This window comes from Tateyamaria rhodophyticola (assembly GCF_047777875.1).
Lineage (GTDB): Bacteria > Pseudomonadota > Alphaproteobacteria > Rhodobacterales > Rhodobacteraceae > Tateyamaria.
Window position 1 is genome coordinate 1,231,417 of the sequence record NZ_CP180519.1, and the last position, 23,713, is coordinate 1,255,129.

The following is a 23,713-nucleotide window of genomic DNA, read 5'->3' on the forward strand; positions in this document are numbered from 1 at the left end:
ACCCGAATGAACCAAAGGGATCTCCCATGGCTGCCTACCAATTCGTCTACCACATGTCCGGCGTGTCCAAGACCTATCCGGGTGGCAAGAAATGCTTTGAAAACATCCACCTGAACTTCCTGCCCGGAGTCAAGATCGGCGTGGTTGGCGTCAACGGCGCCGGTAAATCCACCTTGATGAAAATCATGGCTGGGCTCGACAAGGACTTTACCGGCGAAGCCTGGGCCGCCGAAGGCGCGCGCGTCGGCTACCTGCCCCAGGAACCCAAACTGGATCCTGCCCTGACCGTGCGTGAAAACGTGATGCTGGGCGTGGCAGAGAAAAAGGCGATCCTTGACCGCTACAACGAACTCGCGATGAACTACTCGGACGAGACCGCGGACGAGATGGCCGCGTTGCAGGATCAGATCGACGCCGAAAATCTATGGGATCTCGACAGCCAGATTGATGTGAGCATGGAAGCGCTGCGCTGCCCGCCAGACGATGCCGACGTTACCACGCTTTCGGGTGGTGAGGCACGTCGTGTCGCGCTCTGCAAACTGCTGCTCGAAGCGCCGGAAATGCTGCTGCTCGACGAGCCGACCAACCACCTTGATGCGGAAACGATCGCGTGGCTGCAACAGCACCTGATGGACTACAAGGGTACGATCCTGATCGTGACCCACGACCGCTACTTTCTCGACGACATCACCTCGTGGATCCTAGAGCTGGACCGCGGCAAGGGCGTGCCGTGGGAAGGCAACTATTCGAGCTGGCTGGAGCAAAAGGCCAAGCGCCTCGAACAGGAAGCGCGCGAAGACAAGTCACGCCAGAAAACCCTCGAACGCGAGCTGGAATGGATGCGGCAGGGTGCCAAGGCGCGTCAGGCCAAGTCCAAGGCCCGGATCAACGCTTATAACGACCTCGCCGAACAGTCCGAGCGCGAGAAACTGACCCGCGCCCAGATCGTGATCCCCAACGGCCCCCGTCTGGGCGGCAAGGTGATCGAGGTGCAGAACCTCGCCAAGGCAATGGGTGACAAGCTGCTGGTCGAAGACCTCAGCTTTGCGCTGCCCCCCGGTGGCATCGTCGGGGTGATTGGCCCGAACGGCGCGGGTAAATCCACCTTGTTCAAGATGCTGACGGGTCAGGAAACGCCTGACGCGGGGTCTGTCGAATTGGGCGATACTGTCGAGCTCAGCTATGTCGATCAGTCCCGCGATGATCTGGCCGACAATGAAACCGTGTGGGAGGCGATCTCGGGCGGGGCGGAAATCATCGAGTTGGGCGACGCGCAGGTCAACAGCCGCGCCTATTGCTCGTCGTTCAACTTCAAGGGCGGGGACCAGCAAAAGAAGGTGTCGCTGCTGTCGGGTGGTGAGCGCAACCGCGTCCACATGGCGCGCCTGTTGAAAGAGGGTGGCAACGTGCTCTTGCTCGACGAGCCGACAAACGATCTGGACGTGGAAACATTGCGGGCGCTCGAAGACGCTTTGGTCGATTTCGCAGGCTGCGCCGTGGTGATCTCCCACGACCGCTTCTTCCTCGACCGCATTTGCACGCATATTCTGGCGTTCGAGGGCGATGCCCATGTGGAGTGGTTCGAGGGGAACTTCGAGGACTACGAAGAAGACAAAAAACGCCGGTTGGGGCCAGATGCCCTTGAACCCAAAAGGCTCAAGCACAAGAAGTTCGCCCGTTGAGTTCTGCGCAGTGAAACTCAACGGGTGCGAGGCAGCGCCCGCACAACGGGCGCGTTCGCACCCAGTTGAGAATAGTGCGCGCAGGATGCCAAGCGGACTTCTTGTTCAGGCTTTTGGGTTCAACGCGTGCGCAAAAACTTGTTTGCCTTACAAACGCGCGTAGCGGCATTCGGTTGCGGTTGGCGCACTATCAGCGGCTACCGCTGGTGATATTTCTCTGAATTGCATTCAAGGTTAGCAAGTAATTGCCAACGCGCGTGGCAGAAGCGCATCGTTACTTGGCTCATGGAGCTTCCTGTCTGTGGCAAGGCTTCAGCTGCTAGGAAACCGTGCAATGTGTGAGGTCGCCGATGATTTGGAACGTGAAAGAAAACAAGGAAGATATCTTAACTGCGTTAAACGAAGGCGCGGAAGCCAGTGACAATTTTTTGGCCATGGCGTGTGTTGGCGCCGCATTTTGCCAGATATCAGTCTTCGAAAACCTAGTGGGCGCTCTTGTTTTGACCTCCAAAGCAAATTTGAAGTCAAAACTGCGGATGAGCGATCTCGACGCCGCTGAACTGTTTCGCGAAAAGCACTCACTGGTTTCAAAATCTACGCTCGGTCAGCTAGTACGAGTTATGGAGGATAATGGGTTGGTTGGGCGTGACCTTGATTACTTGAAGGCAATTGTCGAACTTCGAAACTCATTTATGCACAGATTTATGGACCAGGTTCCTTTACCTGGAGACTGGCAGAGGTACGGGTACACTTTGGAAGAGTTTTCTCGGTACACCCGTCACATCATTCGGCATGTTGCGTTTGCCGAAAACCAGTTTTCAAAGATTATGATCCGCCACGGGTTGCTAGCCGGAAATTTTGGCGACTTCGGTGACCTCCTCTGGAACCCAGAAAGCGAATACGCAAACTTGATCACATCGCAACTGACAAAAAACTAGCTTGTTTTGCAACCATACACAAAATGGAGCCTCAGCCCCCCCGCCCGTGAGACAGAGGCTATCTTGCAAACGCTCCCGTAAAACGTTTGAGGCCGCAGAGGACTTTCGTCACAAAGGTGAATATGTCGCTCCCTCCTGTGAGGGCGCTTCTTGCGCATCGTTTCACGATACACTGTCAGCCACGCGATTGCCTTGCAATCGCTCAAATCGGAGGTGGAGAAACCGCGGAACGTTTCCACAAGGCGCAAAAAAGGCCGCCCAATCGGCGGCCCTTACAGAACCGGATTAGCTCAGTTCACAACAAATAATACCACACCATCACCGGCGGCAGGGCACATGCAAAGGCGATCATGAACAGCTTGGCCGCGTGGCTCAACTTGCCAAACACACCATCCCCGAGCGACCCTTCGCCCCAACCCATCGCGGCCGACATCACCACATAGCCCTGACGCTCCGTCTCCACCTGCGACGCCTGCACGGACCGCATCGCGGCCTCATACACGGCATCCTGACGGGCCTGTTCATCAAGGTTGGGTTGCAAGTTTTCCATACGGGTCATTGGGCGCACTCCTAGATTTATGAACTAGATGGCGCGGCACGACGCCATTTCCAGCCCGGGAATGAAAAAAGCCGACCCAGTAGGCCGACTTTTTCCGATTGTACGGGTGGACCGCTTACTTCAGCGCCTTGTCCGTGATGACATGCGTCCATGCGCCCTCGGGTGCGGCCGTGATTACCGGATCAGACCCACCCGCCAGCAACGAGGCCACCGTGCGTTCGTAATCCGCCTCGACCAGCGCCCCGTTGGAACCAGCCGTCAGCTTGGCAACCTCGCCCATCATCCGCTTCTGGTGCTTTTCTGTCTGCGCGCCGGTTTCATCGTATTCCAGCACGATTTCCGCGGCCTCATCCGGGTTCTCCTCGGCATATTTCCAGCCCTTCATGGAGGCGCGTACAAAGCGGACCATCTTGTCCTCGAACGCAGGGTCGGCAAGGTTCTCCTCAAGCACGTAAAGCCCGTCTTCGAGCGTCGCGACACCGTTGTCTTCGTATTTGAACACGGTCAGATCCTCAGGCGTCAGGCCCGCATCAATCACCTGCCAGTATTCGTTATAGGTCATGGTCGACACGCACGCCGCCTGCCCGTTCAGGATCGGATCCACGTTGAACCCCTGCTTCAGCACTTCGACGCCTGCATCGGACCCATCCGTCGGCAGGCCAAGCTGCGACATCCAAGACAGGAACGGGAATTCGTTGCCAAAGAACCAGACGCCCAGCGTCTTGCCCGGGAAGTCCGCCGTTGTCTCGACGCCTGCATCCTTGCGGCAGGTCAGCATCATACCCGACGATTTGAACGGTTGCGCAATGTTCACCATCGGCAGGCCCTTTTCACGCGCGGCAAGAGCGGCGGGCATCCATTCGACGGTCACATCCGCGCCACCACCGGCCAACACCTGTGTGGGTGCGATATCCGGGCCGCCCGGCTTGATCGTCACGTCGAGGTCTTCTTCGCCGTAGAACCCCTTTTCCAGCGCCACGTAATAGCCTGCAAACTGCGCCTGCGTGACCCATTTCAGCTGCAGCGTGACATCGTCCGCCGCCATCGCCCCTGTCGCCGTCAGTGACAGCGCCGCCAGTGTTGCCTTGATCTTCATCATACCCTCCAGGTTGGTTTTCATTATCCCCGTTGCGACGGGTGCCAGAACGTCACGATGCGTTCGATGAACGCCACCGTACCGTAAAGCGCCGTGCCCGCCAAAGCGGCCACCACGATTTCAGCCCATACAAGATCGATGGACAAGCTGCCGACACCGGTTGAGATGCGAAACCCCATCCCCCGCGTCGGCGAGCCGAAATATTCAGCAACGATGGCCCCGATCAGCGCCAGCGTCGTTGCAATCTTCAAACCGTTGAACACAAACGGCATCGCGGCCGGCAGGCGCAGGCGCAACAGCGTCTGCCAATAGCCGGCGGCATAGGTCCGCATCAGGTCCCGCTGCATCGCGGAGGCTTCCTGAAGGCCCTGCACAGTGTTCACCAGCATCGGAAAGAACACCATGACCACGACCACTGCGGCCTTGGATTGCCAATCAAACCCGAACCAGTTCACAAGGATCGGCGCAATGCCGACAATCGGCAGGGCCGCCACGAAATTGCCAATGGGCAAAAGCCCGCGGGTCAGGAACCGCGATCGGTCGATCAGAATGGCCGTCACAAACGCCGCCAGCGTGCCGATGACAAACCCGCGCAAGGCGCCCTTGATCACGGTCTGCTGAAAGTCGATCCAAAGGATATCTGTGGACGCCAGAAAGGTCGCCGCAACCGTCGACGGCGGCGGCAGGATCACGGGCGACACGCCAAAGCCGCGCACCAGCGCTTCCCACATCGCCACCAGCGTCAGGCCAAAGACAACGGGCACCGCAATGCGCACCACGCGCAAACCACCCCACCGCGCCAGCCAGATGTTCAACGCCCACCCCGCGGCCCAGATCAACACGGCGACCAGTACCCAGTTCATGACAACCCCATCCGTTTGAGCGTCACGCGCTGCACCAGATCAAGCAGGGTCACCAACCCCCCCGCCAAAACAGCAGCCGCAAACAGTGCAGACCAGATCGCAAGCGGTGTTCCAAATTGATCCCCGATCAGGATGCGCGCGCCCAATCCCGAAATGGCGCCCGTCGGCAGCTCACCGACGATGGTCCCAACCAACGCCGCCGCAATCCCGATCTTCAGCGATGTAAACAGATAGGGCAGCGACGCCGGCAACCGCAGCCGCAGAAAACTTTGCAAGCCGCTCGCGTTATAGGTCCTGAGCAGATCCAGTTGCGCCGGCAGCGGCGCGCGCAACCCCTTCACCATGCCCACCAGCACCGGAAAGAAACACAAATAGGCCGAGATGATCGCCTTGGGCAGACCGCGCCCCTCAACCCCCATCTGGCTCGACAACACGATGATCATCGGCGCCAGCGCCACAATGGGAATGGTCTGACTAATGATCGCCCACGGCATCAGGCTCAATTGCGCCGTGCGCGAATACACAATCGCCACAGCCCCGATGATCCCAAGCGTTGTGCCAAGCGCAAAGCCCCACAGCGTGGACTGCAACGTGATCCAGCCGTGATACAGCAAACCGCGCTTGGACCAAGGCCGCCCCTTGGCCACCATCGCCCCTGTCGTCTTCCACAGCTCCGCGCCAACTTGCTGCGGTGTCGGCAACCGTGGCCGCTCCAGCCCATAGCCCACGCCCACATGGTCCGCATTGTCCAGCATCAACCGCCACACGGACACATCCCGCCGCTGCACCGATCCTTCCGGTACGACAACCGCACCCGCGCGCTCCACCTGATCGAGCGCCACACGCACATTCATCGGCGCCACCGCCAGGTACCAGATACCGACAATCACAGCCAACACAGTCAGAACAGGCAAAGCGGCGCGCATCACATCCCCGTCTCTGTTCCAGAAAAATCCCGGGGAGCGCGAGGGGCTGGCCCCTCGTTCCCGCACCCTCCGACAACGCAAAGGTCAGTCATACGCATGCCCCGCCCGCAACCCGTCCCGCACCCGGTGCGCGATCTCGAGGAATTCCGGGCTTTCGCGGATGTCCAGCGGCCGTTCCCGCGGCAGTGTGCTCTCGATCACGTCCGTGATCCGCCCGGGCCGCGGTGACATCACCACGATCTTGGTGGACAGATACACCGCTTCCGGGATCGAGTGCGTGACAAACGCAATCGTCTTCTCTGTCCGCGCCCACAGCTGCAAAAGCTGCTCGTTCAGGTGATCCCGCACAATCTCGTCAAGCGCACCAAAGGGCTCGTCCATCAGCAGGATATCCGCATCAAAGGCCAAAGCCCGCGCAATCGACGCCCGCTGCTGCATGCCACCGGACAGCTGCCACGGAAACTTCTTCTCGAAGCCGCTGAGCTCCACCAGCTCCAGCACCCGCGCCACCCGCTCCGCGATATCCGCCTTGGCATAGCCCATGATCTCCAAGGGCAAGGAAATGTTTCGCCCAATCGTCCGCCAGGGATAAAGCCCCGCCGCCTGAAACACATATCCATAAGCCCGCGCCTTGCGCGCCTCTTCCGGCGTAGTGCCATTGACGGTGATCGTGCCCCCGGTGGGCTGCTCAAGATCGGCCATGCAGCGCAAAAACGTGGTCTTGCCACAGCCCGACGGGCCGATGAAAGACACGAAGTCGCCCTTCTCAATGTCCAGCGACACACCCTTGAGCGCATGCACCGGACCGTCATTGGTTTGAAAGGTCAGGTCGAGGTTCTGAGCCGTGATCGCTTTCATAGAAACGTTCCTTCGGCAAACTGCGTCAGCCCACGCCAATTCGACTTTACCGGTGACCGTTTGCGCGGATCCCTTAAACCCAACTCACGCAAATGAAAGCTGCCTTTCCCATAGTTGCAGCCCGCGCAGGCGATGACCATGTTTGACAAGTCGCTGGTCCCGCCAAAAGACGCGGGCAAGACATGTTCATATTGGAGCCAAAGTGCTTGAAAAGCAGCGTGTTGGCTCGCATTGGTAGACCCCCAAGGCAGAGCCTCCGGATAGATAGTTCTGATGCGGGTTCTGACTTCGCCGGGAATGACAGGAAGCTGGCAGTACTTACAATGATACCCGTCCCGCTCAATGAGCGCGCGCTTCACTTGTCGCCCTGGCATGCGATCTTTCGCTTTGTCTTTCTTCGTAGGCAGGCCATTTACTTTGCGCCAACGCAAGTAGTGCGCTCTTTCTGGAAAGCGCCTGGATGACCCCCACAAAGAGTCGATGTAGGCCCGTACTTCGCGCACGTTCGTGCTTGCAATCAATTGGCTGGCTTTTTTTGGCTGGTTGGCCAAATGCAAATCAACAGCACGGGCAAGGTTTCGTGCTGCGGCCAGTACACATTCTTGAGGCACGCGCAGGCAGTCGCGATCCTGCCAATAGTCTTGAGAAGCTGGATCAGACATCAGATCCCGGCGGGTATATTCAACGGATCGCGCTCGATCATCTTGGGTGCCGTCAACGCCTTCCACTTGCTCAACGCTTGAGACGCGGACGAGAACGCAGGCCGCGGCACAAACTTGCCCCGTCCCGGGCTGGGTTGCGAATTCTGACCCCAGGCCCAGATCACCTCGCCACGACTCAGGGTATAGCGGCTCTGCGCCTTCACCTCGAACCCCTCGAACACGTTGTAATCCAGCACCGAATGGTGGTTGGCGGGTGAGATTGTCTTGGTGATCTTGGGATCCCACACCACGATATCGGCATCCGCGCCCTCAACAATCGCGCCCTTCTTGGGGTATATGTTCAGGATCTTGGCCACATTGGTTGACGTACAGGCGACAAATTCGTTCGGCGTCAAACGCCCCGTCTCCACCCCTTCGGTCCACAGCACAGCCAAGCGTTCCTCCAGCCCGTTCGACCCGTTGGGAATGATCCGGAAATCATCGCGGCCCGCCCGCTTCTGATCGGTGTTGAACGCCGCATGATCCGTTGCCACCACCTGCAATGACCCCGCCTGCAAGCCTGCCCAAAGCGAATCCTGATGGTCCTGAGACCGGAAGGGCGGCGACATCACGCGCCGTGCGGCATGGTCCCAATCTTTGTTGAAATACTCACTCTCATCCAGTGTCAGGAACTGGATCAGCGGCTCGCCATAAACGCGCATCCCCTTCTGCCGCGCGCGCCGGATTGCCTCATGCGCCTGCTCGCAGGACACGTGCACGATGTAGAGAGGTACGCCCGCCGCATCCGCGATCGTGATCGCCCGGTTCGCAGCCTCGCCCTCGAACTCCGGCGGGCGGGAATAGGCATGACCCTCCGGCCCCGTAATCCCCTGATCGAAATACTTCTGCTGCATCTCGGCGACAAGGTCGCCGTTCTCGGCATGCACCATCGGCAGCGCGCCCAATTCGGCACAGCGCTTGAAGGACGCGAACATCTCGTCATCCTCAATCATCAAGGCGCCCTTGTACGCCATGAAATGCTTGAAGGAATTGACGCCCATATCGACGGCATCCTTCATCTCATTAAAGATGCTCTCGTCCCAACCGGTGATCGCCATGTGATAGCCGACATCGGAACAGATCTGCGGCGCGGACTTGCGGTGCCACTCGTTGATCGCGTTCTTGATCGACCCGTCGGCCCCGGGCAAACAGAAATCCACGATCATCGTGGTCCCGCCCACAGCCGCCGCCCATGTACCGGACTCAAACGTCTCCGCCGCCGTCGTGCCCATGAATGGCATCTCCAGATGCGTGTGCGGGTCGATCCCGCCGGGAATGACATAGGCTCCTTCGGCGTCGATATACTCGTCGCCCGTCAGATCTTCGCCGATCTGCTTGATGGTCTCACCTTCCACCAGCACATCCGCCTTCCAGGTCCGGTCCGCCGTACACACCATGCCGCCCTTGATCACCTTGCTCATGTCATCTCTCCTGTCTCAGCCATTTCTCTTGGCCAAAAAATACCACGGGGTCTGGGGCAGAGCCCCAGCCGGCGCTGCAACACAGATCGCCGTCACACAGATGCAAAACACCCCAATGCCGGCCCATGCACGCCAATATCCAAAGGCCCAAAATCACTCTCCACACACAGCGCGAAATACCCCGCCCGCGGCAGGTAGACCACGCGATACGCCCCGTCCGTGCGCGTCACAGTCCAACAGCGTTGCACCATACCCCCGCTGAATTGGACGGTCGTCTCAAACGGTTGCACCAGAGCATCGGCAAAGGCGTCCGCCGTCGCCCGGTCCGTCGGCGTGAGACGCGGCGCGTCCTGCACCTCTGTCGCGACCATGTCTGCAATCCGGTCCGCCAGCGAGAGCTCCGGGTCAATCACCCAACAATCTCCGCCGTTTCAACCACCGCATGCATCAACACGTCTGCTCCCGCTGCGGCCCACTCTTTGGAAATCTCCTCGGCCTCATTGTGGCTCAGCCCGTCGACGCATGGGCACATGACCATCGCTGTCGGCGCCACCTGATTGATCCAGCACGCATCATGCCCCGCACCCGAAATGATGTTCTGGTGGCTGTACCCCAACCGTTCCGCGGCGGATCGTACCGCCGCGACGCAGCCTTCGTCGAAGGCCACAGGATCAAACCCGCCCACCTTTTCAAAGCTGATGGCCAGCCCCATGTCGTCCGCGATCTTCTGCGCTTCAACGCGCAGCCGCGCCTCCATATCCTCGATCACACTCAACTCCGGCGACCGGAAATCGACCGTGAACACCACCTTGCCCGGGATCACGTTGCGCGAGTTCGGATAGACGTCGATATGCCCCGCCGCCCCGACCGCGTGCGGCGCGTGGCTCCACGCGATCTCGTCCACTTTTTCCAGCACCCGCGCCATGCCCAGCCCCGCATTCTTGCGCATCGGCATGGGGGTCGAGCCGGTATGGCTGTCCTTGCCCTCAATCGTCACCTGCGTCCACGACAGGCCCTGCCCATGGGTGACAACGCCGATGTCCTTGCCTTCGGCCTCCAGAATGGGGCCCTGCTCGATATGCAATTCAAAGAATGCGTGCATCTTGCGCGCGCCGACCTCCTCATCCCCGCGCCAGCCGATACGCTGCAATTCGTCGCCAAACTTCTTGCCCTCGGCATCGACACGGTCATAGGCCCAGTCCTGCGTGTGGATGCCCGCAAACACGCCCGAAGACAGCATCGCAGGCGCGTAACGTGTCCCTTCTTCGTTTGTGAAATTCGTGACAACGATGGGATGTTTGGTCTTCACATCCAGATCGTTCAGCGTCCGAATGATCTCCAGACCCCCGAGCACGCCCAGCACCCCGTCATACTTGCCGCCCGTCGGTTGTGTGTCCAAATGCGACCCCACATAGACCGGCAGCGCGTCGGGATCCGTGCCCTCACGCCGCGCAAACATGTTGCCCATCTGGTCAAGGCCCATGGTACATCCGGCAGTCTCACACCATGCCTGAAACAGGGCGCGGCCCTCGGCGTCCTCATCCGTCAGGGTTTGCCGGTTGTTGCCACCCGCCACACCCGGACCGATCTGGGCCATCTCCATCAGGCTGTCCCACAGCCGGTCGCCATTGATCCGCAGGTTTTCACCAGGTGCCGCCATAAGGGTATCCTTATTCAGGTGCCGTAAACTTTTGACCATTTGGTCAACGTAACGATTGCCACCGGTCGCCGCCCTGTCAAGAACTGGTTTGACCTGAATCGCTGTTGAGTTAAGCAATTGCACAGACTTGCAGCACAGAACCGAAAGGTCCCGATGTCCCAGGACACAACGCCCAAGGCGCCAAGCCGCATCCAGCTGCGCAACCGCCGCCGCATTCTGGACGCCGCATTGGATGTGTTTGCAGACCACGGCTATCGCGGGGCCACGCTGGATCAGATCGCCGAAGCGGCGGGTTTGTCGAAACCGAACATCCTCTACTATTTCTCTGGCAAAGAGGATATTCATGTCACCCTGCTCAGCCAGTTGATGGAAACGTGGCTCGACCCGCTGGTTGAAATGGACAGCGCGGGCGATCCGATGACCGAACTGCTTGGCTATGTGCAGCGCAAGCTGGACATGGCGCGCGAACTGCCCCGGGAAAGCCGCCTGTTCGCCAACGAAATCCTGCAAGGCGCACCTCGGATGGAACCGCACCTGCGCGCGGACCTCAAACCCCTGTTCGATGAAAAATGCGCCGTCATTCAGGCCTGGATCGACGGGGGCAAACTCGCCCCCATCGACCCGCGCCACCTGATCTTTGCGATCTGGGCCACCACCCAGCACTATGCCGACTTTGGAGCGCAAATCCGCGTGCTGCTCGATACCGACGACGCCGCACCGGGTGCAGACACGTTCCTGCACACATTGTTCCGCAATCTGCTGCGCCCCGGAAATTAACCATTCTTTACGGTTTGTCGGATCGTAAAGGTTTTGTTCACGTATGGCGCGCTACTCATTTTCCCGGGTGCGGGGCGTAAGAACCGTGAGTGAGCAATGAGTTTGATTTCAATACTGTCACCGGGTGTACCATCATCCGGTCAATCGGGTGCGCAGAACAATAGCGCAGCCGAAACAAAAACCGATGACACCTCCGATGCCCGGAGCACAGACACATCGACCGAACAAAACAGCGGCGTCGGACAGACACAGGATACCAGCCCCCCGGCGCAGACCACAGGCACCACCGAAAGCGCGCCGGCTACGTCGTCTGGCGCAGGGACCGACACGACCGCAGCGGCCCGGTTCGACGCACCAGCCGCCCCTTCGCAACCCGTGGCAGAGACTTCCGCCAAGTCAGCCGTAGAGGCTGAATTGGCCTTGGCGGACACGGGCGACAGTGCCGATCTGTCAGAAGCCGACGCCCGGCGCATGGCCGAGGCCGCACAGGCAAAGCAACGCTTTGAGCTTTTGCTGGAAACCGTGCGCGCGCCGGTCGAAGCGCCCAGCGTCGCCGCACCCACCGCTGCACAGGCAGAGGCTGGCCCGACGGAAACCGAAGGCACGCCCGTCTAAGGCGCGCACCCCTACTCGGCGGCTGTGGCCGCCGGGTTGTTGGGATGCGTGGTCCAGTTCGCGTATTCCTCGACCGGCTTGCCGGTGCGTTCATCCGTGGCACCCATGGGCAGCTCTTCCATCGTGATGCACCCGTCCACAGGGCACACGTTGACACACAGATTGCAAGCGACGCACTCCGCGTCGATCACCTCGAACGTCCGGTCTTCGGACATGGAAATCGCCTGATGCGAGGTGTCCTCGCACGCGGCATAGCACCGCCCGCACGAGATGCAGGACGCCTGATCAATGCGTGCCTTGGTGACATAGTTCAGGTTCAGTTGGTTCCAGTCGGTGACATTTGGCACCGCACGCCCCACAAGGTCATCAAGGCCGATCTGTTTCTCGTCCAGATATTCCGACAGGCCCGAAATCATCTCCTGCACGATCTTGAACCCATAGGTCATCGCGGCGGTACACACTTGCACGTTGCCCGCCCCAAGGGCGAGGAATTCGGCAGCGTCTTTCCATGTGGTCACGCCACCAATCCCGCTGATTGGCAGGCCGCGCAGTTCCGGGTCGCGCGCAATCTCCGCCACCATATTCAGCGCGATAGGTTTGACCGCAGGCCCGCAATAACCCCCATGCGCGCCCTTGCCGTCAATCGTCGGCTCCGGCGAAAACAGGTCCAGATCCACGGACGTGATCGAGTTGATCGTATTGATCAGGCTCACCGCATCCGCGCCCCCGGCATGAGCTGCCGCCGCCGGTTTGCGCACATCCGTAATGTTCGGCGTCAGCTTCACGATGACGGGCATCCGCGTGTGTTTCTTGACCCACCGCGTCACCATCTCGATATATTCCGGCACCTGCCCCACGGCCGAGCCCATGCCGCGCTCCGACATCCCGTGCGGGCAACCAAAGTTCAACTCGACCCCATCCGCACCCGTCTCTTCCACAAGCGGAAGAATGCGCGCCCACGGGTCTTCCTCGCAAGGCACCATCAGGCTGACGACCATGGCACGGTCGGGGTAATCGCGCTTGACCGCCTTGATCTCGCGCAGGTTCACCTCCAGCGGGCGGTCCGTGATCAGTTCAATGTTGTTGAGGCCCAGCAACCGCCGATCAGCGCCATAAATCGCGCCATACCGTGGCCCGTTGACGTTGACGACCGGAGGCCCCGCCTCGCCCAGCGTCTTCCACACGACGCCGCCCCAGCCTGCCTCGAAGGCGCGGCGCACGTTGTATTCTTTATCCGTAGGCGGGGCGGAGGCCAGCCAGAACGGGTTTGGGCTCTTGATGCCAATAAAGTCGCTTTGCAAATCCGCCATGTGTCGGTCCTTTTGCGTAGGGTGGGCGATGCGCCCACCATCACCCCATCAAAGTCTCATGCATGTCCATGGCCGCATCGCGTCCCTCGGCCACTGCCGTCACAGTCAGGTCATCGCCACCAAGTGCACAATCCCCCCCGGCCCACACGCCCGCGAGCGATGTGCGACCGGCACCGGTCACGGCGATCTTGCCCCGCTCGAGGGCCGGCATGCCGTCCCCCTCCAGCGTCTGGCCAATCGCGCGCAGCACCTGATCGGCGGGCAGCGTCACCGTCTGCCCCGTCCCGGTCATGTCGTCGTTCACATATTCAAACGTGATCTCGCGCACGGCACCGTTCCCATGCACCGCCTGCGGCACCACATGCGTCATGATCCGCACGCCCTTAGAGGCCGCCAGATCCTGTTCAAATCCGCTGGCGTTCATCCGGTCGCGTCCGCGCCGATAGGCCAGCGTCACGTTAAGCGCACCCAGCAACTTGGCCTGCACCGCCGCATCTACGGCGGTCATGCCACCGCCAATCACCACCACATCGCGCCCCACCGGCAACGCGGCCACATCCGAGGCCTGCCGCAGATCCGCAATGAAATCGACCGCGTCCAAAACGCCGTCCTTATCGCCGCCCTCGACCGCCAGCGCGTTCACACCGCCAAGGCCCATGCCAAGGAACACGGCGTCATACCCGTCCTGCAACGCGGCCAGGGTCACGTCCGACCCAAGCGCCTTGCCGTGCTCTAGGGTGATCCCGCCAATCTGCAACAGCCAATCGACCTCCGCCTGCGCAAACCCTTCGGGCGTCTTGTAGGCCGCGATCCCGTATTCGTTCAGCCCACCGGGCTTGGGACGCGCATCGTAAACGGTCACGTCGTGCCCCAACATCGCCAAACGGTGCGCACAAGACAGGCCCGCAGGTCCCGCCCCCACCACGGCCACCGTTTTACCGGTGACCGCAGCGCGGGAGAACGGATGGACGCCCTGTTCCTGCAAATGGTCCGTGGCGTAGCGCTGCAATTGCCCGATCAGCACCGGTTTGCCTTCGGCGATCTCGCGCACACAGGCCTCTTCGCACAGGGTCTCGGTCGGGCACACGCGCGCGCACATACCCCCCATGATGTTCTGGCTCAGGATCGTCTTGGCGGCAGCATCCGGCGTGCCCGTGGCAATCTGGCGGATGAACAGAGGGATATCGATATCGGTGGGACACGCGGTGATACACGGCGCATCATGGCAAAAGTAGCAGCGGTCCGCCGCAACAACGGCCTCGTGATCATCAAGCGCGGGATGCAGGTCTGCAAAATTCTCGGCATAAGCCTCCGGGGCCAACCGTGCAGCGGCCAGACCGGGTTTGAAAGGGGAATGCGTCATGAGGGCTCCGTCCCATGGATGTTGCCAAAACGCTCTCACAGGTCAAAATTTTTATCAACTGGTAAAAATAAATCCGACGCCCGCAAATCGAACCAAAGCCTAAATTTGCAGCACATCGGAAAGTATCAGGCGCCAGACAAAACATGTCGTCGCGGCGCAAGCCGCGTCCGTTGGATCACGGCCCGTCCCAGTTCACGCCTCTGGCTTCCATGACCTGCAGGCGGCCCTCGGGCCACGGGACCATCAACGCTTTGGCCGCGTCAAGATCATCTCCCATCCAGACCGCAAGCTCGTCCCGCTCCAAAAGCACACCCATCCGGTGATGGATATCCGCCACATCCGCATTGGGCGCACATGTCACCGCCGCCACCTGCGGCACGTCCAACCCGCCGGGCGCAATCCAAACGTCCGTGATCGCCGCAAAATAGAGAAATCCGCCGCCTTTTGGCGCGATCCGCCACGCCGTCTTGCGCCGTGTCTCGCCCGTCCATTCATACCAGCCATTCACCGGGATCACGGCCCGTCCGACCCCGTCAAAGGCCGATTTGTCGAACACTGTCTCAGAGCGCGCATTGATTATCTGTTCCATCACCGGTCGTCCGCGCGCATTTACCCGGCCCACCGGTACAATCCCCCACCGCATATGCCGCAGCGCGCCGTCGAAAACGATGATCCCCTGACCGGGCGCGATATTGGCGCGCGCAGGCGCATTGTCTACGGGCCCCGCAGGCACGCCCAACGCGCCCGCCAACGCAGCAATCGGGTCTGTCAGGAAAAACCGGCCCGGCATGTCACTCGGCCCGGCGGATCAGGGACAAGACGGACGGTCCCACGCCTTCGACGATCCGCGCAACACCTTCGGCATTCGGGTGAATGCCATCAGCCTGCAGGAATGCGCGCAACGCCGCAGGGTCCGCGTCCGGCCCACCAAGCCCCGCGAAAAAGCTGTCGAGATAAAGCGTGCCGTGCGCCTCTGCGATCTCGGGATACATGGCGTCAAAGGCCGCCTTGTACGCGGGGCCATAGTTTCCAGGCGCCTGCATCCCGATCACCAGAACATCGACACCGCGCGATACGGCGGTCGACACGATACCATCGAGATTGGCGCGGCTCGCCTCCGGCGGCAGCCCCCGCAACAGGTCGTTTCCGCCCAAGGTCACAATCAACGCATCCACATCCGGGGTCAGAGTCCAATCCACACGCGCCAGCCCGCCCGCCGTCGTGTCGCCGGACACGCCTGCGTTGATGACCCGCGCCTCGACACCCTGCGCGTCCAGCCAGCTGTCCAGTTGCGGCACAAAACCGTCTTCGACGGGCAGGCCGTAGCCCTGGGTCAGGCTGTCGCCGAGTGCCGCAATCACAACCTCTTCCGCAGCGGCCATTCCGGCCCACAAAGCCAGAACAATCGTTCCAATCATCTTGCCCATGCGCGCAGAGCCTCCATATCAGCAGTCAGATATATATAAGGCGCTTGCCCCATGTCCAAACCCGTCCTGTCCCTCAAAGATGCAGCGCTCAGCCTTGATGGCAACGCGGGCACCGTAGACATTCTGCGCAACATCACCCTCGACATCGCACGCGGTGAGACGGTTGGGCTGATCGGTCCGTCAGGGTCGGGCAAGTCCTCGCTCCTGATGATCATGGGGGGGCTGGAACGGGCAACGGGCGGCTCCGTAACCGCCCTTGACCAGGACCTGACCGCCATGAATGAAGACGCGCTGGCGCGGTTTCGCCGCGCGCATATGGGTGTCGTGTTCCAAAGCTTTCACCTGATCCCGACCATGACCGCGCTTGAAAATGTGGCCACCCCGCTGGAACTGGCCGGGGTACGGGACGCCTTTGATCGGGCCACGGCAGAATTGGAGGCCGTGGGCCTTGCGCACCGCGCCAATCACTATCCCAGCCAGATGTCAGGGGGCGAACAACAGCGCGTGGCGCTGGCCCGGGCGCTCGTGACACGACCGGACATACTGTTGGCCGATGAACCGACCGGCAATCTCGACGGTGCAAATGGCACGGCGATCATGGACCTGCTCTTTGATCTGCGCGACCGTCACGGGGCGACGCTGGTGCTGGTCACCCATGCGCCGGATCTTGCCGCGCGTTGTGACCGGGTCATTCACCTCGCCGACGGGCAGATTGCACCGGCGACAACGTCACAGGCCGCTGAATGAACCTGTCGACGTCCGCCCGCTTTGCCGCACGGGAGTTGCGCGGCGGATTGCGCGGCTTTCGCATCTTTCTGGCCTGTCTGGCCCTGGGCGTGGCCGCCATTGCCGCCGTCGGCTCCGTCCGCTCTGCCATTGAGGCCGGGCTCGAACGCGAAGGCGCGGCCCTTTTGGGCGGCGATGCCGAACTTGATTTCACCTACCGCTTTGCCTCGGATGCGGAATGGGCGTGGATGCGCGACAACGCGAACGCCGTGTCCGAGATCGCGGATTTCCGATCAATGGCTGTCGTCGATGGGCCGGACGGACCGGAACGCGGCCTGACGCAGATCAAGGCGGTCGATGACGCCTATCCTCTGATTGGCGATGTCACGCTTGATCCCGCCATGCCACTGGCACAGGCGCTGGCGGGCCGCGATGACCTGCCCGGAGCGGTCATGGAGCGGGCGTTGATCGACCGTCTCGACCTTGCGACGGGCGACACGTTCCGACTGGGCACCCAGGACTTTGTGCTGATGGCCACGCTTGTGAGCGAACCGGACAGTGCAGCGGGTGGTTTTGGCCTTGGGCCGCGCACCATTGTCCTGCGTGACAGCCTTGCCAACGCGCAATTGCTCGCCGCAGGCACGCTCTTCAACTCGAAGTACCGGCTGGACCTGCCGGAAAATACGAACCTCTCGGCCCTCGCAGAAGAGGCCCGCACAGAATTCGAGAACACCGGTTTGCGCTGGACCGATGCGCGCAACGGGGCGCCGGGCGTTGCAGAATTCGTCGAACGACTGGGCGCATTTCTGGTTCTGGTTGGCCTCTCGGGCCTGGCCGTGGGCGGGGTCGGTGTATCCGCAGCGGTGCGCGCCTATCTCGCCGACAAGACGTCCGTTATTGCCACGTTGCGCACACTGGGCGCGGAACGGCGTGTGATCTTTCAAACCTATTTCCTGCAAATCGGGGCGCTGTCGATCCTCGGGATTGCCATCGGGCTTGTTCTGGGCGCGCTTGTCCCTGTGCTCCTTGCGCCCGTGATCGAGGCGCGATTGCCCATCCCGGCCAGCTTTACCCTGTTCCCTGCCCCCCTGATCGAAGCGGCGATTTATGGCGCGCTCACGGCCTTTGTCTTCACGCTGTGGCCGCTGGCCCGCGCCGAAGACGTGCGCGCCGCGACCCTGTTTCGCGACGCATTGGGCAGCACGCGCGTGCTGCCACGCCCGCTCTATCTGATGTGGATCGGCGGCGGCCTTGCTGCCCTTGTGACCAGTGCAGCGCTGTTTTCCGGCACATGGCGGTTGACGCTCTGGACCGCCGGGGGGATCGCGTTCGCGCTTGGCCTTCTGACCCTTGCCGCCATTCTGATCCGCTGGCTGTCGCGCAAATCGGCACCACGCGCCAAAGGACGCCCCGCCCTCCGCTGGGCGCTTGGCGCGATCTCCGGTCCGCGCGAAGGGGCTGCCTCCGTTGTGCTGTCGCTGGGCCTTGGCCTGTCGGTGCTGGCCGCCGTGGGACAGATTGATGGCAACCTGCGCAATGCCATCACCGGCAACCTGCCCGATGTCGCCCCGAGCTACTTTTTCGTCGACATCCAGCGGGACCAGATGCCCGGATATACTGAGCGTCTGGAAACAGACCCCGCCGTCACCCGCATCGAAAGCGCGCCTATGTTGCGCGGCGTGATCACGCAGATCAACGGAAAGCCTGCCCGCGACGTTGCCGGGGATCACTGGGTCCTGAGCGGTGACAGGGGCGTGACTTACTCCGACACACCCACCGAAAACACCCGCATCACCGCGGGCGCGTGGTGGGAGGCCGACTATACCGGCCCGCCCCAGATCAGCTTTGCCGCCGAAGAGGCCGAGGAAATGGGCCTGTCACTTGGCGACAGCCTGACCATCAACATTCTGGGACGCGACATCACCGGCACCATCACGTCGTTCCGCGAGGTTGATTTTTCGACTGCCGGGATAGGGTTCATCCTGTCCATGAACCCTGCCGCCTTGCAGGGCGCGCCACATACATTCATCTCGACTGTCTATGCCGATGAAGGCGCCGAGGCACAGATCCTGCGCGACCTTGCGGGGCAGTACCCGAACATCACGGCCATTCGCGTGCGTGACGCCATCGACCGGGTGAGCGAGGTGCTGTCCGGTCTCGCCGCAGCCACGTCCTATGGCGCGGCGGCGACCCTTTTGACCGGCTTTCTCGTGCTGATTGGTGCGGCGGCGGCGGGCACCAATGCGCGCACCTATGAAGCGGCCGTGCTCAAGACCCTGGGTGCAACACGCCAACGCATCCTGCTCAGCTTTGCCACCCGCTCTGCCCTGTTGGGCCTCGGGGCGGGGGCGGTTGCGCTGGCCGCGGGCATCACCGGCGGATGGGCTGTGAGCCGGTTCATCATGGACACCGACTTTACTGTCATCTGGCCTTCTGCCATCGCAATCGTCGCGGGTGGCACACTTGCCACGCTGCTTGCGGGCCTCGCCTTTGCCTGGGGTCCGCTGGCCGCACGCCCTTCACATGTGCTGCGCGCGCGCGAATAGTCCCATTGCCGCCCACCCGGCCCCGTGCCAGACACCCATCAGACTTTCAGCTGCACCAAAGGTTCCAGGAATGACCGACGCGCTGCCCATGCCCGTCACCGCCCCCCTCTCGACTGCGCAAAAGACCCAACTGCTGAACCTTGTACGGCGCGCCGCACGGGCAGAAATCCTGCCCCGCTTCCGCCAGCTCGACACAGGCGACATCGACACAAAGGCGGACGAGATGGACCTTGTCACCGCCGCCGATACCGGCGCAGAGGCAATGATCACACGCGGCCTGCAAATGGCCTTTCCGCATGCGCTCGTCATCGGGGAAGAAGCCATTTCGAAAAAGCCCGACCTGCTGGATGGCATCGGTGACGCCGAGCTGTGCTTTATCATCGACCCGGTGGATGGCACCTGGAATTTCGCACGCGGCATGCCGCTCTTTGGCACGATCATCGCGGTGTGCCGCTTTGGTCAGCCCGTGTTCGGCCTGATTTATGACCCCATCGGCGACGATGCCGTGATGGCGGACCATACCTCTCCGGCGCTCTGGCAGACAAAATCGGGCCGCCAACGCCCGATCCACACGCGCGCACCCAAACCGCTCTCCGAAATGGTCGGCTACATGCACATCCGCCTGATGGAACCGGCGGATCAGGCAATCATGTGGCGCAAGGTTGGTGTGCTGGCCCATGCGGGCGCGCTGCGCTGTTCGGCCCATGAATACCGGCTGCTGGCCACGGGTGCCGTGGACTTCGTGCTGTCCAGCCACCTCAACAGCTGGGACCACGCCGCCGGTGCTCTGATCTCCGCGCAAGCGGGCGGCAAGACGGCGATGCTGGACGGCACGCCCTATGACGCGACCAAAACCTCGGGCTTTTTGCTGACGGCGGCCAGCGCAGAGACGTGGGACACCGTCGCCACCCACTTTGCCGACCTTTTGTCCGATTCATGATCCCGTGGTTTTTCGGCTATGGCAGCCTCGTCAATCGCGCCACGCACGATTACCCCTCGGCGCAGCCTGCACAGCTGCGTGGCTGGCGACGCGAATGGGTCCGCACGGACCTGCGCGACGTGGTGTTCCTGTCTGTTCGTCCCGATCCGGGCACGACAATCGACGGCCTCGTGGCACAGGTTCCGGGTGCGGACTGGTCCGCGCTCGACCTGCGCGAAACCGGCTATGACCGCATTCCGGCGCAAGACGCGGTGGATCACGACGCGCGCCCGATGGCCTTTTACCGCGTGCCGGAAACGCGTCAGAAAACCGGCGGCGATCATACCATTTTGCTGAGCTATCTCGACGTTGTTGTACAAGGTTTTGTGCGCGAGTTCGGTCAAGCGGGGGCAGAGGCCTTCTTTGACACGACAGACGGCTGGGATACACCCGTCCGGGATGATCGTGCCGCCCCGCTTTACCCGCGCGCGCAACAGCTGAGTGCGCAGGAACGCGCGCTGACCGACCGTCTACTTGCGCAGGTTCAATAGCGACATCAGCCGCCCTTCGCGCCCAAACCGGTCCCGTTGCGCGCCATCGTCCCCACCCCGTGCAATGGTCCGCAACGCGAGGATCCAGGCCACAACCCCGAACACCACACCGGACAGCGCCTGGCCGACCAACACACCCGGCGCACCATAGATCCACGCCCCGACAGTGACCAAGGGGATCATCGCCACCGTGTTGCGCCCCCAGTTCATCCAGGTGCTGTAAAACGGGTGACCGAGGTTGTTGAACGCCGCGTTGGATACAAACAGCACCCCGTTGAAAAAGAATAAAAGCGCCAGCGGACCGCAAAACAGGAACACAAGATCGCGCGTCAATCCGGTGGCATCGAACAGATCCGCAATGGGCCCGCGCAATCCGAAAAGCACGGCAGAGATGAACACGACCACGAGGCCTGCAAATTGCAGCGCAGCGTTAAATCCGGCGCGGACACGGTCGCAATTCTGCGCCCCGTGGTTCTGCCCTATGATGGGTCCAACCGCCCCGGACAGGGCAAAGACCACGGCAAAACTCACCGGCATCAACCGCCCGACAATGGCCATGCCCGCCACCGCCTCCAGCCCGTATTGCGCCATCGACCGGGTGACAATGGCTTGGCCCACGGGCGTCGCCATCTGCGTCAGGATCGCCGGAATGCCAATCGTCACCAACGGTCGGAAATCCGCAACCAATCCCGCCACGTCCGGTCGCGGCAGCCCGCCATGGTGCCGCAAAATCGGAAGGATCGCCGTCATCGCAATGACCACACGTGCCGCAACGGACGCCAACGCGGCCCCGGTCAGATCCAGCCCAAGCCCGAAGATCAGGATGGGATCAAGCACCGCATTCACGCCGCCGCCATAGATCGTCGCCATCATCGACCGCCGGGCATCCCCATGGGCGCGCAGGATACCGCTGCCCATCATACCCACCACCAGAAACGGCAGCGATGGCACGATGATGCGCAAATAGCCCTGCGCCAGTGCGGCCGTCTCCCCCTCTGCGCCGATCCACGTCACAAACACGGGCACATTCACCCACACCAGCGCCGCAAACACCGTTCCCAACACAATGCCATAGACCAACCCATGGCTCGCCCGCGCACGCGCGCCCTCGGCGTCCCCCGCCCCAAGCGCCCGCGCCACCAGCGCACCGACGGCAATCGCCATGCCAATGGAAAAGGATGTGGTGAAAAACAGAATTGCGCCGGCATAGCCAATGGCCGCCGCCAACTCCGCCTGCCCCAGCATGGAAATGAAAACCATGTCGATGAAATCGACCAGAAACACGGCCATAAGACCCACGGTCGCTGTCAGCGACATCACCGACACATGGCGGAACAGGGAACCGCTCAGGAATTTCGCCTGCGCCTCAGCCACAGGACAATCCCATCTTCATCTCGCAAGGAAAACTCCCCCCGGAGGGCCGCTCTGTCAAAAGCGCCCCCCGCCGGGGCATCAGCGGGCCTTCACAACCCGGAGCAAGGGCATCAGCGCCCCCATATCCGGCCCGTGCGCCTGCCCGGTCAGCGCCTTACGCAGCGGCATGAACAACCCACGCCCCTTGCGCCCGGTCGCGGCCTTCACCGCGCCCGTCCACGCCCCCCAGGTGTCCGCATCAAACGGGCCTTCGGGCAGCATCGTCATGGCCTGCGCGACGAAATCACGGTCCTCATCATCGATCACCGGATCGGCTCCATCACAGCAAATCACCCACCACGGCTCAAGATCGTTCAGCGTCTCGATATTGTCGCGGATCACGGTCCAGAACGCTTCGGCCTGATCGTCCGGCACACCCACCGCGGCCACACGGTCGCGCACCGCATCCAGCGGCAAGGCCTGCAAATAGCGCCCCGTCAGGGGGAACAGATCATCCACATCGAACTTCGTCGGGGCCGTGCCAAAATGCGACACCTCAAACCCGTCAATCAGCGCCGCCATATCCATCATCAGCTCCGCCGGATCTGATGATCCCAAACGCGCCAGGTGACTGAGCAACGCCATCGGCTCCACCCCCCGCGCACGCAGATCGCGCAGCGCCAGTGTCCCCAGCCGTTTCGACAGCGCCTCGCCCTGCGGACCGGTCAGCAACGAATGGTGGGCAAAGCGCGGCGCCGTACCGCCCAACGCCTCGATGATCTGGATCTGTGTCGCGGTGTTGGTCACGTGGTCCGACCCGCGCACCACATCCGTCACACCCATTTCCGTGTCATCGACAACCGATGCCAGCGTGTAGAGCACCTGACCGTCCTGCCGGATCAGCACCGGATCGGAAACCGATGCGGCATCAATGCTCACATCACCAATGATTCCGTCTTTCCATTCAATGCGTTGGTGATCCAGCTTGAACCGCCACACACCCTGCCCGCGTTCGGCACGCATCGCGGCAACCTCTGCGTCACTCAACGCCAGGGCCGCACGGTCATAGACCGGCGGCTTGCCCATGTTCAGCTGTTTCTTGCGCTTCAGGTCCAGTTCCACCGGCGTCTCGAACGCCTCGTAGAAGCGGCCAATCTCGCGCAGTTTCGTCGCCGCTTCGGCATAGCGTCCAAGCCGCTCGGACTGACGCTCCACCTTGTCCCAGGTAAGGCCCAGCCACTCCAGATCCTGCTTGATCGCATCAACGTATTCTTCCTTCGACCGCTCGGGGTCGGTGTCGTCGATGCGCAGGATGAACGTGCCCCCCGCCTTGCGCGCAATCAGGTAGTTCATCAGCGCCGTGCGCAGGTTGCCCACATGCAGATAGCCCGTAGGCGAGGGCGCGAAACGTGTGGTGGTCAT

General features: G+C 61.7%; 23 protein-coding genes. 8 read left to right on the top strand and 15 right to left on the bottom strand.

Going from position 1 to position 23,713, the window contains the following annotated elements:
• Nucleotides 1-26 precede the first annotated feature (26 nt).
• Nucleotides 27-1,682 carry an energy-dependent translational throttle protein EttA gene (ettA, locus tag ACERHN_RS07610; RefSeq protein ID WP_415922036.1) on the top strand — a complete coding sequence of 552 codons (1,656 nt, stop codon included), beginning with the start codon at nucleotides 27-29 and terminating at the stop codon, nucleotides 1,680-1,682.
• 362 nt (nucleotides 1,683-2,044) lie between these two features.
• The gene (locus ACERHN_RS07615; RefSeq protein WP_415922037.1) at nucleotides 2,045-2,620 is read left to right on the top strand and encodes a hypothetical protein; all 576 of its coding nucleotides are present in this window, start codon (nucleotides 2,045-2,047) and stop codon (nucleotides 2,618-2,620) included.
• A 295-nt stretch (nucleotides 2,621-2,915) separates the two neighbouring features.
• Here ACERHN_RS07615 and ACERHN_RS07620 read toward each other — a convergent pair whose 3' ends face one another.
• The 9 genes from ACERHN_RS07620 to ACERHN_RS07660 all read right to left on the bottom strand — a co-directional run bounded on the left by ACERHN_RS07620 (nucleotide 2,916) and on the right by ACERHN_RS07660 (nucleotide 10,704).
• Nucleotides 2,916-3,179, bottom strand: coding sequence for a hypothetical protein (locus ACERHN_RS07620; protein ID WP_415922038.1), 264 nt, complete (start codon nucleotides 3,177-3,179; stop codon nucleotides 2,916-2,918).
• A 115-nt stretch (nucleotides 3,180-3,294) separates the two neighbouring features.
• Entirely contained in the window at nucleotides 3,295-4,275 is a 981-nt protein-coding gene (locus ACERHN_RS07625) for an ABC transporter substrate-binding protein (RefSeq protein WP_415922703.1), read from the bottom strand.
• A 23-nt stretch (nucleotides 4,276-4,298) separates the two neighbouring features.
• Nucleotides 4,299-5,138 carry an ABC transporter permease gene (locus ACERHN_RS07630; RefSeq protein ID WP_415922039.1) on the bottom strand — a complete coding sequence of 280 codons (840 nt, stop codon included), beginning with the start codon at nucleotides 5,136-5,138 and terminating at the stop codon, nucleotides 4,299-4,301.
• Entirely contained in the window at nucleotides 5,135-6,064 is a 930-nt protein-coding gene (locus ACERHN_RS07635) for an ABC transporter permease (protein ID WP_415922040.1), read from the bottom strand. Before ACERHN_RS07635 ends, ACERHN_RS07630 begins: the two co-directional genes overlap by 4 nt.
• Nucleotides 6,065-6,148: 84 nt before the next feature.
• A complete protein-coding gene (locus ACERHN_RS07640) occupies nucleotides 6,149-6,922 on the bottom strand; it encodes an ABC transporter ATP-binding protein (protein ID WP_415922041.1) in 774 nt (257 codons plus the stop codon).
• Complete coding sequence (locus tag ACERHN_RS07645) at nucleotides 6,919-7,584, bottom strand: HNH endonuclease (protein ID WP_415922042.1); 666 nt, start codon at nucleotides 7,582-7,584, stop codon at nucleotides 6,919-6,921. Before ACERHN_RS07645 ends, ACERHN_RS07640 begins: the two co-directional genes overlap by 4 nt.
• Nucleotides 7,584-9,044, bottom strand: a complete 1,461-nt coding sequence (gene hydA, locus ACERHN_RS07650) for a dihydropyrimidinase (RefSeq protein WP_415922043.1) — start codon at nucleotides 9,042-9,044, stop codon at nucleotides 7,584-7,586. Before hydA ends, ACERHN_RS07645 begins: the two co-directional genes overlap by 1 nt.
• Before the next feature lie 92 nt (nucleotides 9,045-9,136).
• Nucleotides 9,137-9,457: a hypothetical protein gene (locus tag ACERHN_RS07655; RefSeq protein WP_415922044.1), complete on the bottom strand. Its 321-nt coding sequence runs from the start codon at nucleotides 9,455-9,457 to the stop codon at nucleotides 9,137-9,139.
• Complete coding sequence (locus ACERHN_RS07660) at nucleotides 9,454-10,704, bottom strand: Zn-dependent hydrolase (RefSeq protein ID WP_415922045.1); 1,251 nt, start codon at nucleotides 10,702-10,704, stop codon at nucleotides 9,454-9,456. The genes ACERHN_RS07655 and ACERHN_RS07660 overlap by 4 nt, the downstream gene beginning before the upstream one ends.
• 153 nt (nucleotides 10,705-10,857) lie before the next feature.
• On the opposite strand from ACERHN_RS07660, the gene ACERHN_RS07665 reads away from it, so the two are divergent.
• Complete coding sequence (locus tag ACERHN_RS07665) at nucleotides 10,858-11,481, top strand: TetR family transcriptional regulator C-terminal domain-containing protein (RefSeq protein ID WP_415922046.1); 624 nt, start codon at nucleotides 10,858-10,860, stop codon at nucleotides 11,479-11,481.
• 375 nt (nucleotides 11,482-11,856) lie between these two features.
• Nucleotides 11,857-12,096, top strand: coding sequence for a hypothetical protein (locus ACERHN_RS07670; RefSeq protein WP_415922047.1), 240 nt, complete (start codon nucleotides 11,857-11,859; stop codon nucleotides 12,094-12,096).
• 11 nt (nucleotides 12,097-12,107) lie between these two features.
• Here the strand turns inward: ACERHN_RS07670 and preA are convergent, their stop codons facing one another.
• From preA to ACERHN_RS07690, 4 genes are all read right to left on the bottom strand, one after another.
• Nucleotides 12,108-13,406 (bottom strand): NAD-dependent dihydropyrimidine dehydrogenase subunit PreA, encoded by a 1,299-nt coding sequence (gene preA, locus ACERHN_RS07675; protein WP_415922048.1) that lies wholly within the window; start codon nucleotides 13,404-13,406, stop codon nucleotides 12,108-12,110.
• Nucleotides 13,407-13,446: 40 nt separating this feature from the next.
• On the bottom strand, nucleotides 13,447-14,769 hold the full coding sequence (locus tag ACERHN_RS07680) for an NAD(P)-dependent oxidoreductase (RefSeq protein ID WP_415922049.1): 1,323 nt from the start codon (nucleotides 14,767-14,769) through the stop codon (nucleotides 13,447-13,449).
• Between the two features lie 175 nt (nucleotides 14,770-14,944).
• A complete protein-coding gene (locus ACERHN_RS07685) occupies nucleotides 14,945-15,559 on the bottom strand; it encodes an SOS response-associated peptidase (protein ID WP_415922050.1) in 615 nt (204 codons plus the stop codon).
• Between the two features lies 1 nt (nucleotide 15,560).
• Nucleotides 15,561-16,196 (bottom strand): arylesterase, encoded by a 636-nt coding sequence (locus ACERHN_RS07690; RefSeq protein ID WP_415922051.1) that lies wholly within the window; start codon nucleotides 16,194-16,196, stop codon nucleotides 15,561-15,563.
• A gap of 51 nt (nucleotides 16,197-16,247) precedes the next feature.
• Here ACERHN_RS07690 and ACERHN_RS07695 point away from each other — a divergent pair, with 51 nt between their 5' ends.
• The 4 genes from ACERHN_RS07695 (at nucleotide 16,248) to ACERHN_RS07710 (ending at nucleotide 20,938) form a co-directional block, all read left to right on the top strand.
• Nucleotides 16,248-16,943, top strand: a complete 696-nt coding sequence (locus ACERHN_RS07695; RefSeq protein WP_415922052.1) for an ABC transporter ATP-binding protein — start codon at nucleotides 16,248-16,250, stop codon at nucleotides 16,941-16,943.
• Nucleotides 16,940-19,468, top strand: a complete 2,529-nt coding sequence (locus tag ACERHN_RS07700; protein ID WP_415922053.1) for an ABC transporter permease — start codon at nucleotides 16,940-16,942, stop codon at nucleotides 19,466-19,468. Before ACERHN_RS07695 ends, ACERHN_RS07700 begins: the two co-directional genes overlap by 4 nt.
• Before the next feature lie 70 nt (nucleotides 19,469-19,538).
• Entirely contained in the window at nucleotides 19,539-20,408 is an 870-nt protein-coding gene (locus tag ACERHN_RS07705) for an inositol monophosphatase family protein (RefSeq protein WP_415922054.1), read from the top strand.
• Nucleotides 20,405-20,938 (top strand): gamma-glutamylcyclotransferase family protein, encoded by a 534-nt coding sequence (locus ACERHN_RS07710; RefSeq protein ID WP_415922055.1) that lies wholly within the window; start codon nucleotides 20,405-20,407, stop codon nucleotides 20,936-20,938. Before ACERHN_RS07705 ends, ACERHN_RS07710 begins: the two co-directional genes overlap by 4 nt.
• Here the strand turns inward: ACERHN_RS07710 and ACERHN_RS07715 are convergent.
• Together ACERHN_RS07715 and gltX are read right to left on the bottom strand one after the other, a co-directional pair.
• The gene (locus ACERHN_RS07715; protein ID WP_415922056.1) at nucleotides 20,918-22,312 is read right to left on the bottom strand and encodes an MATE family efflux transporter; all 1,395 of its coding nucleotides are present in this window, start codon (nucleotides 22,310-22,312) and stop codon (nucleotides 20,918-20,920) included. The two genes, ACERHN_RS07710 and ACERHN_RS07715, sit on opposite strands and share 21 nt — an antisense overlap.
• Nucleotides 22,313-22,390: 78 nt before the next feature.
• Nucleotides 22,391-23,713: a glutamate--tRNA ligase gene (gene gltX / locus ACERHN_RS07720; protein ID WP_415922057.1), complete on the bottom strand. Its 1,323-nt coding sequence runs from the start codon at nucleotides 23,711-23,713 to the stop codon at nucleotides 22,391-22,393.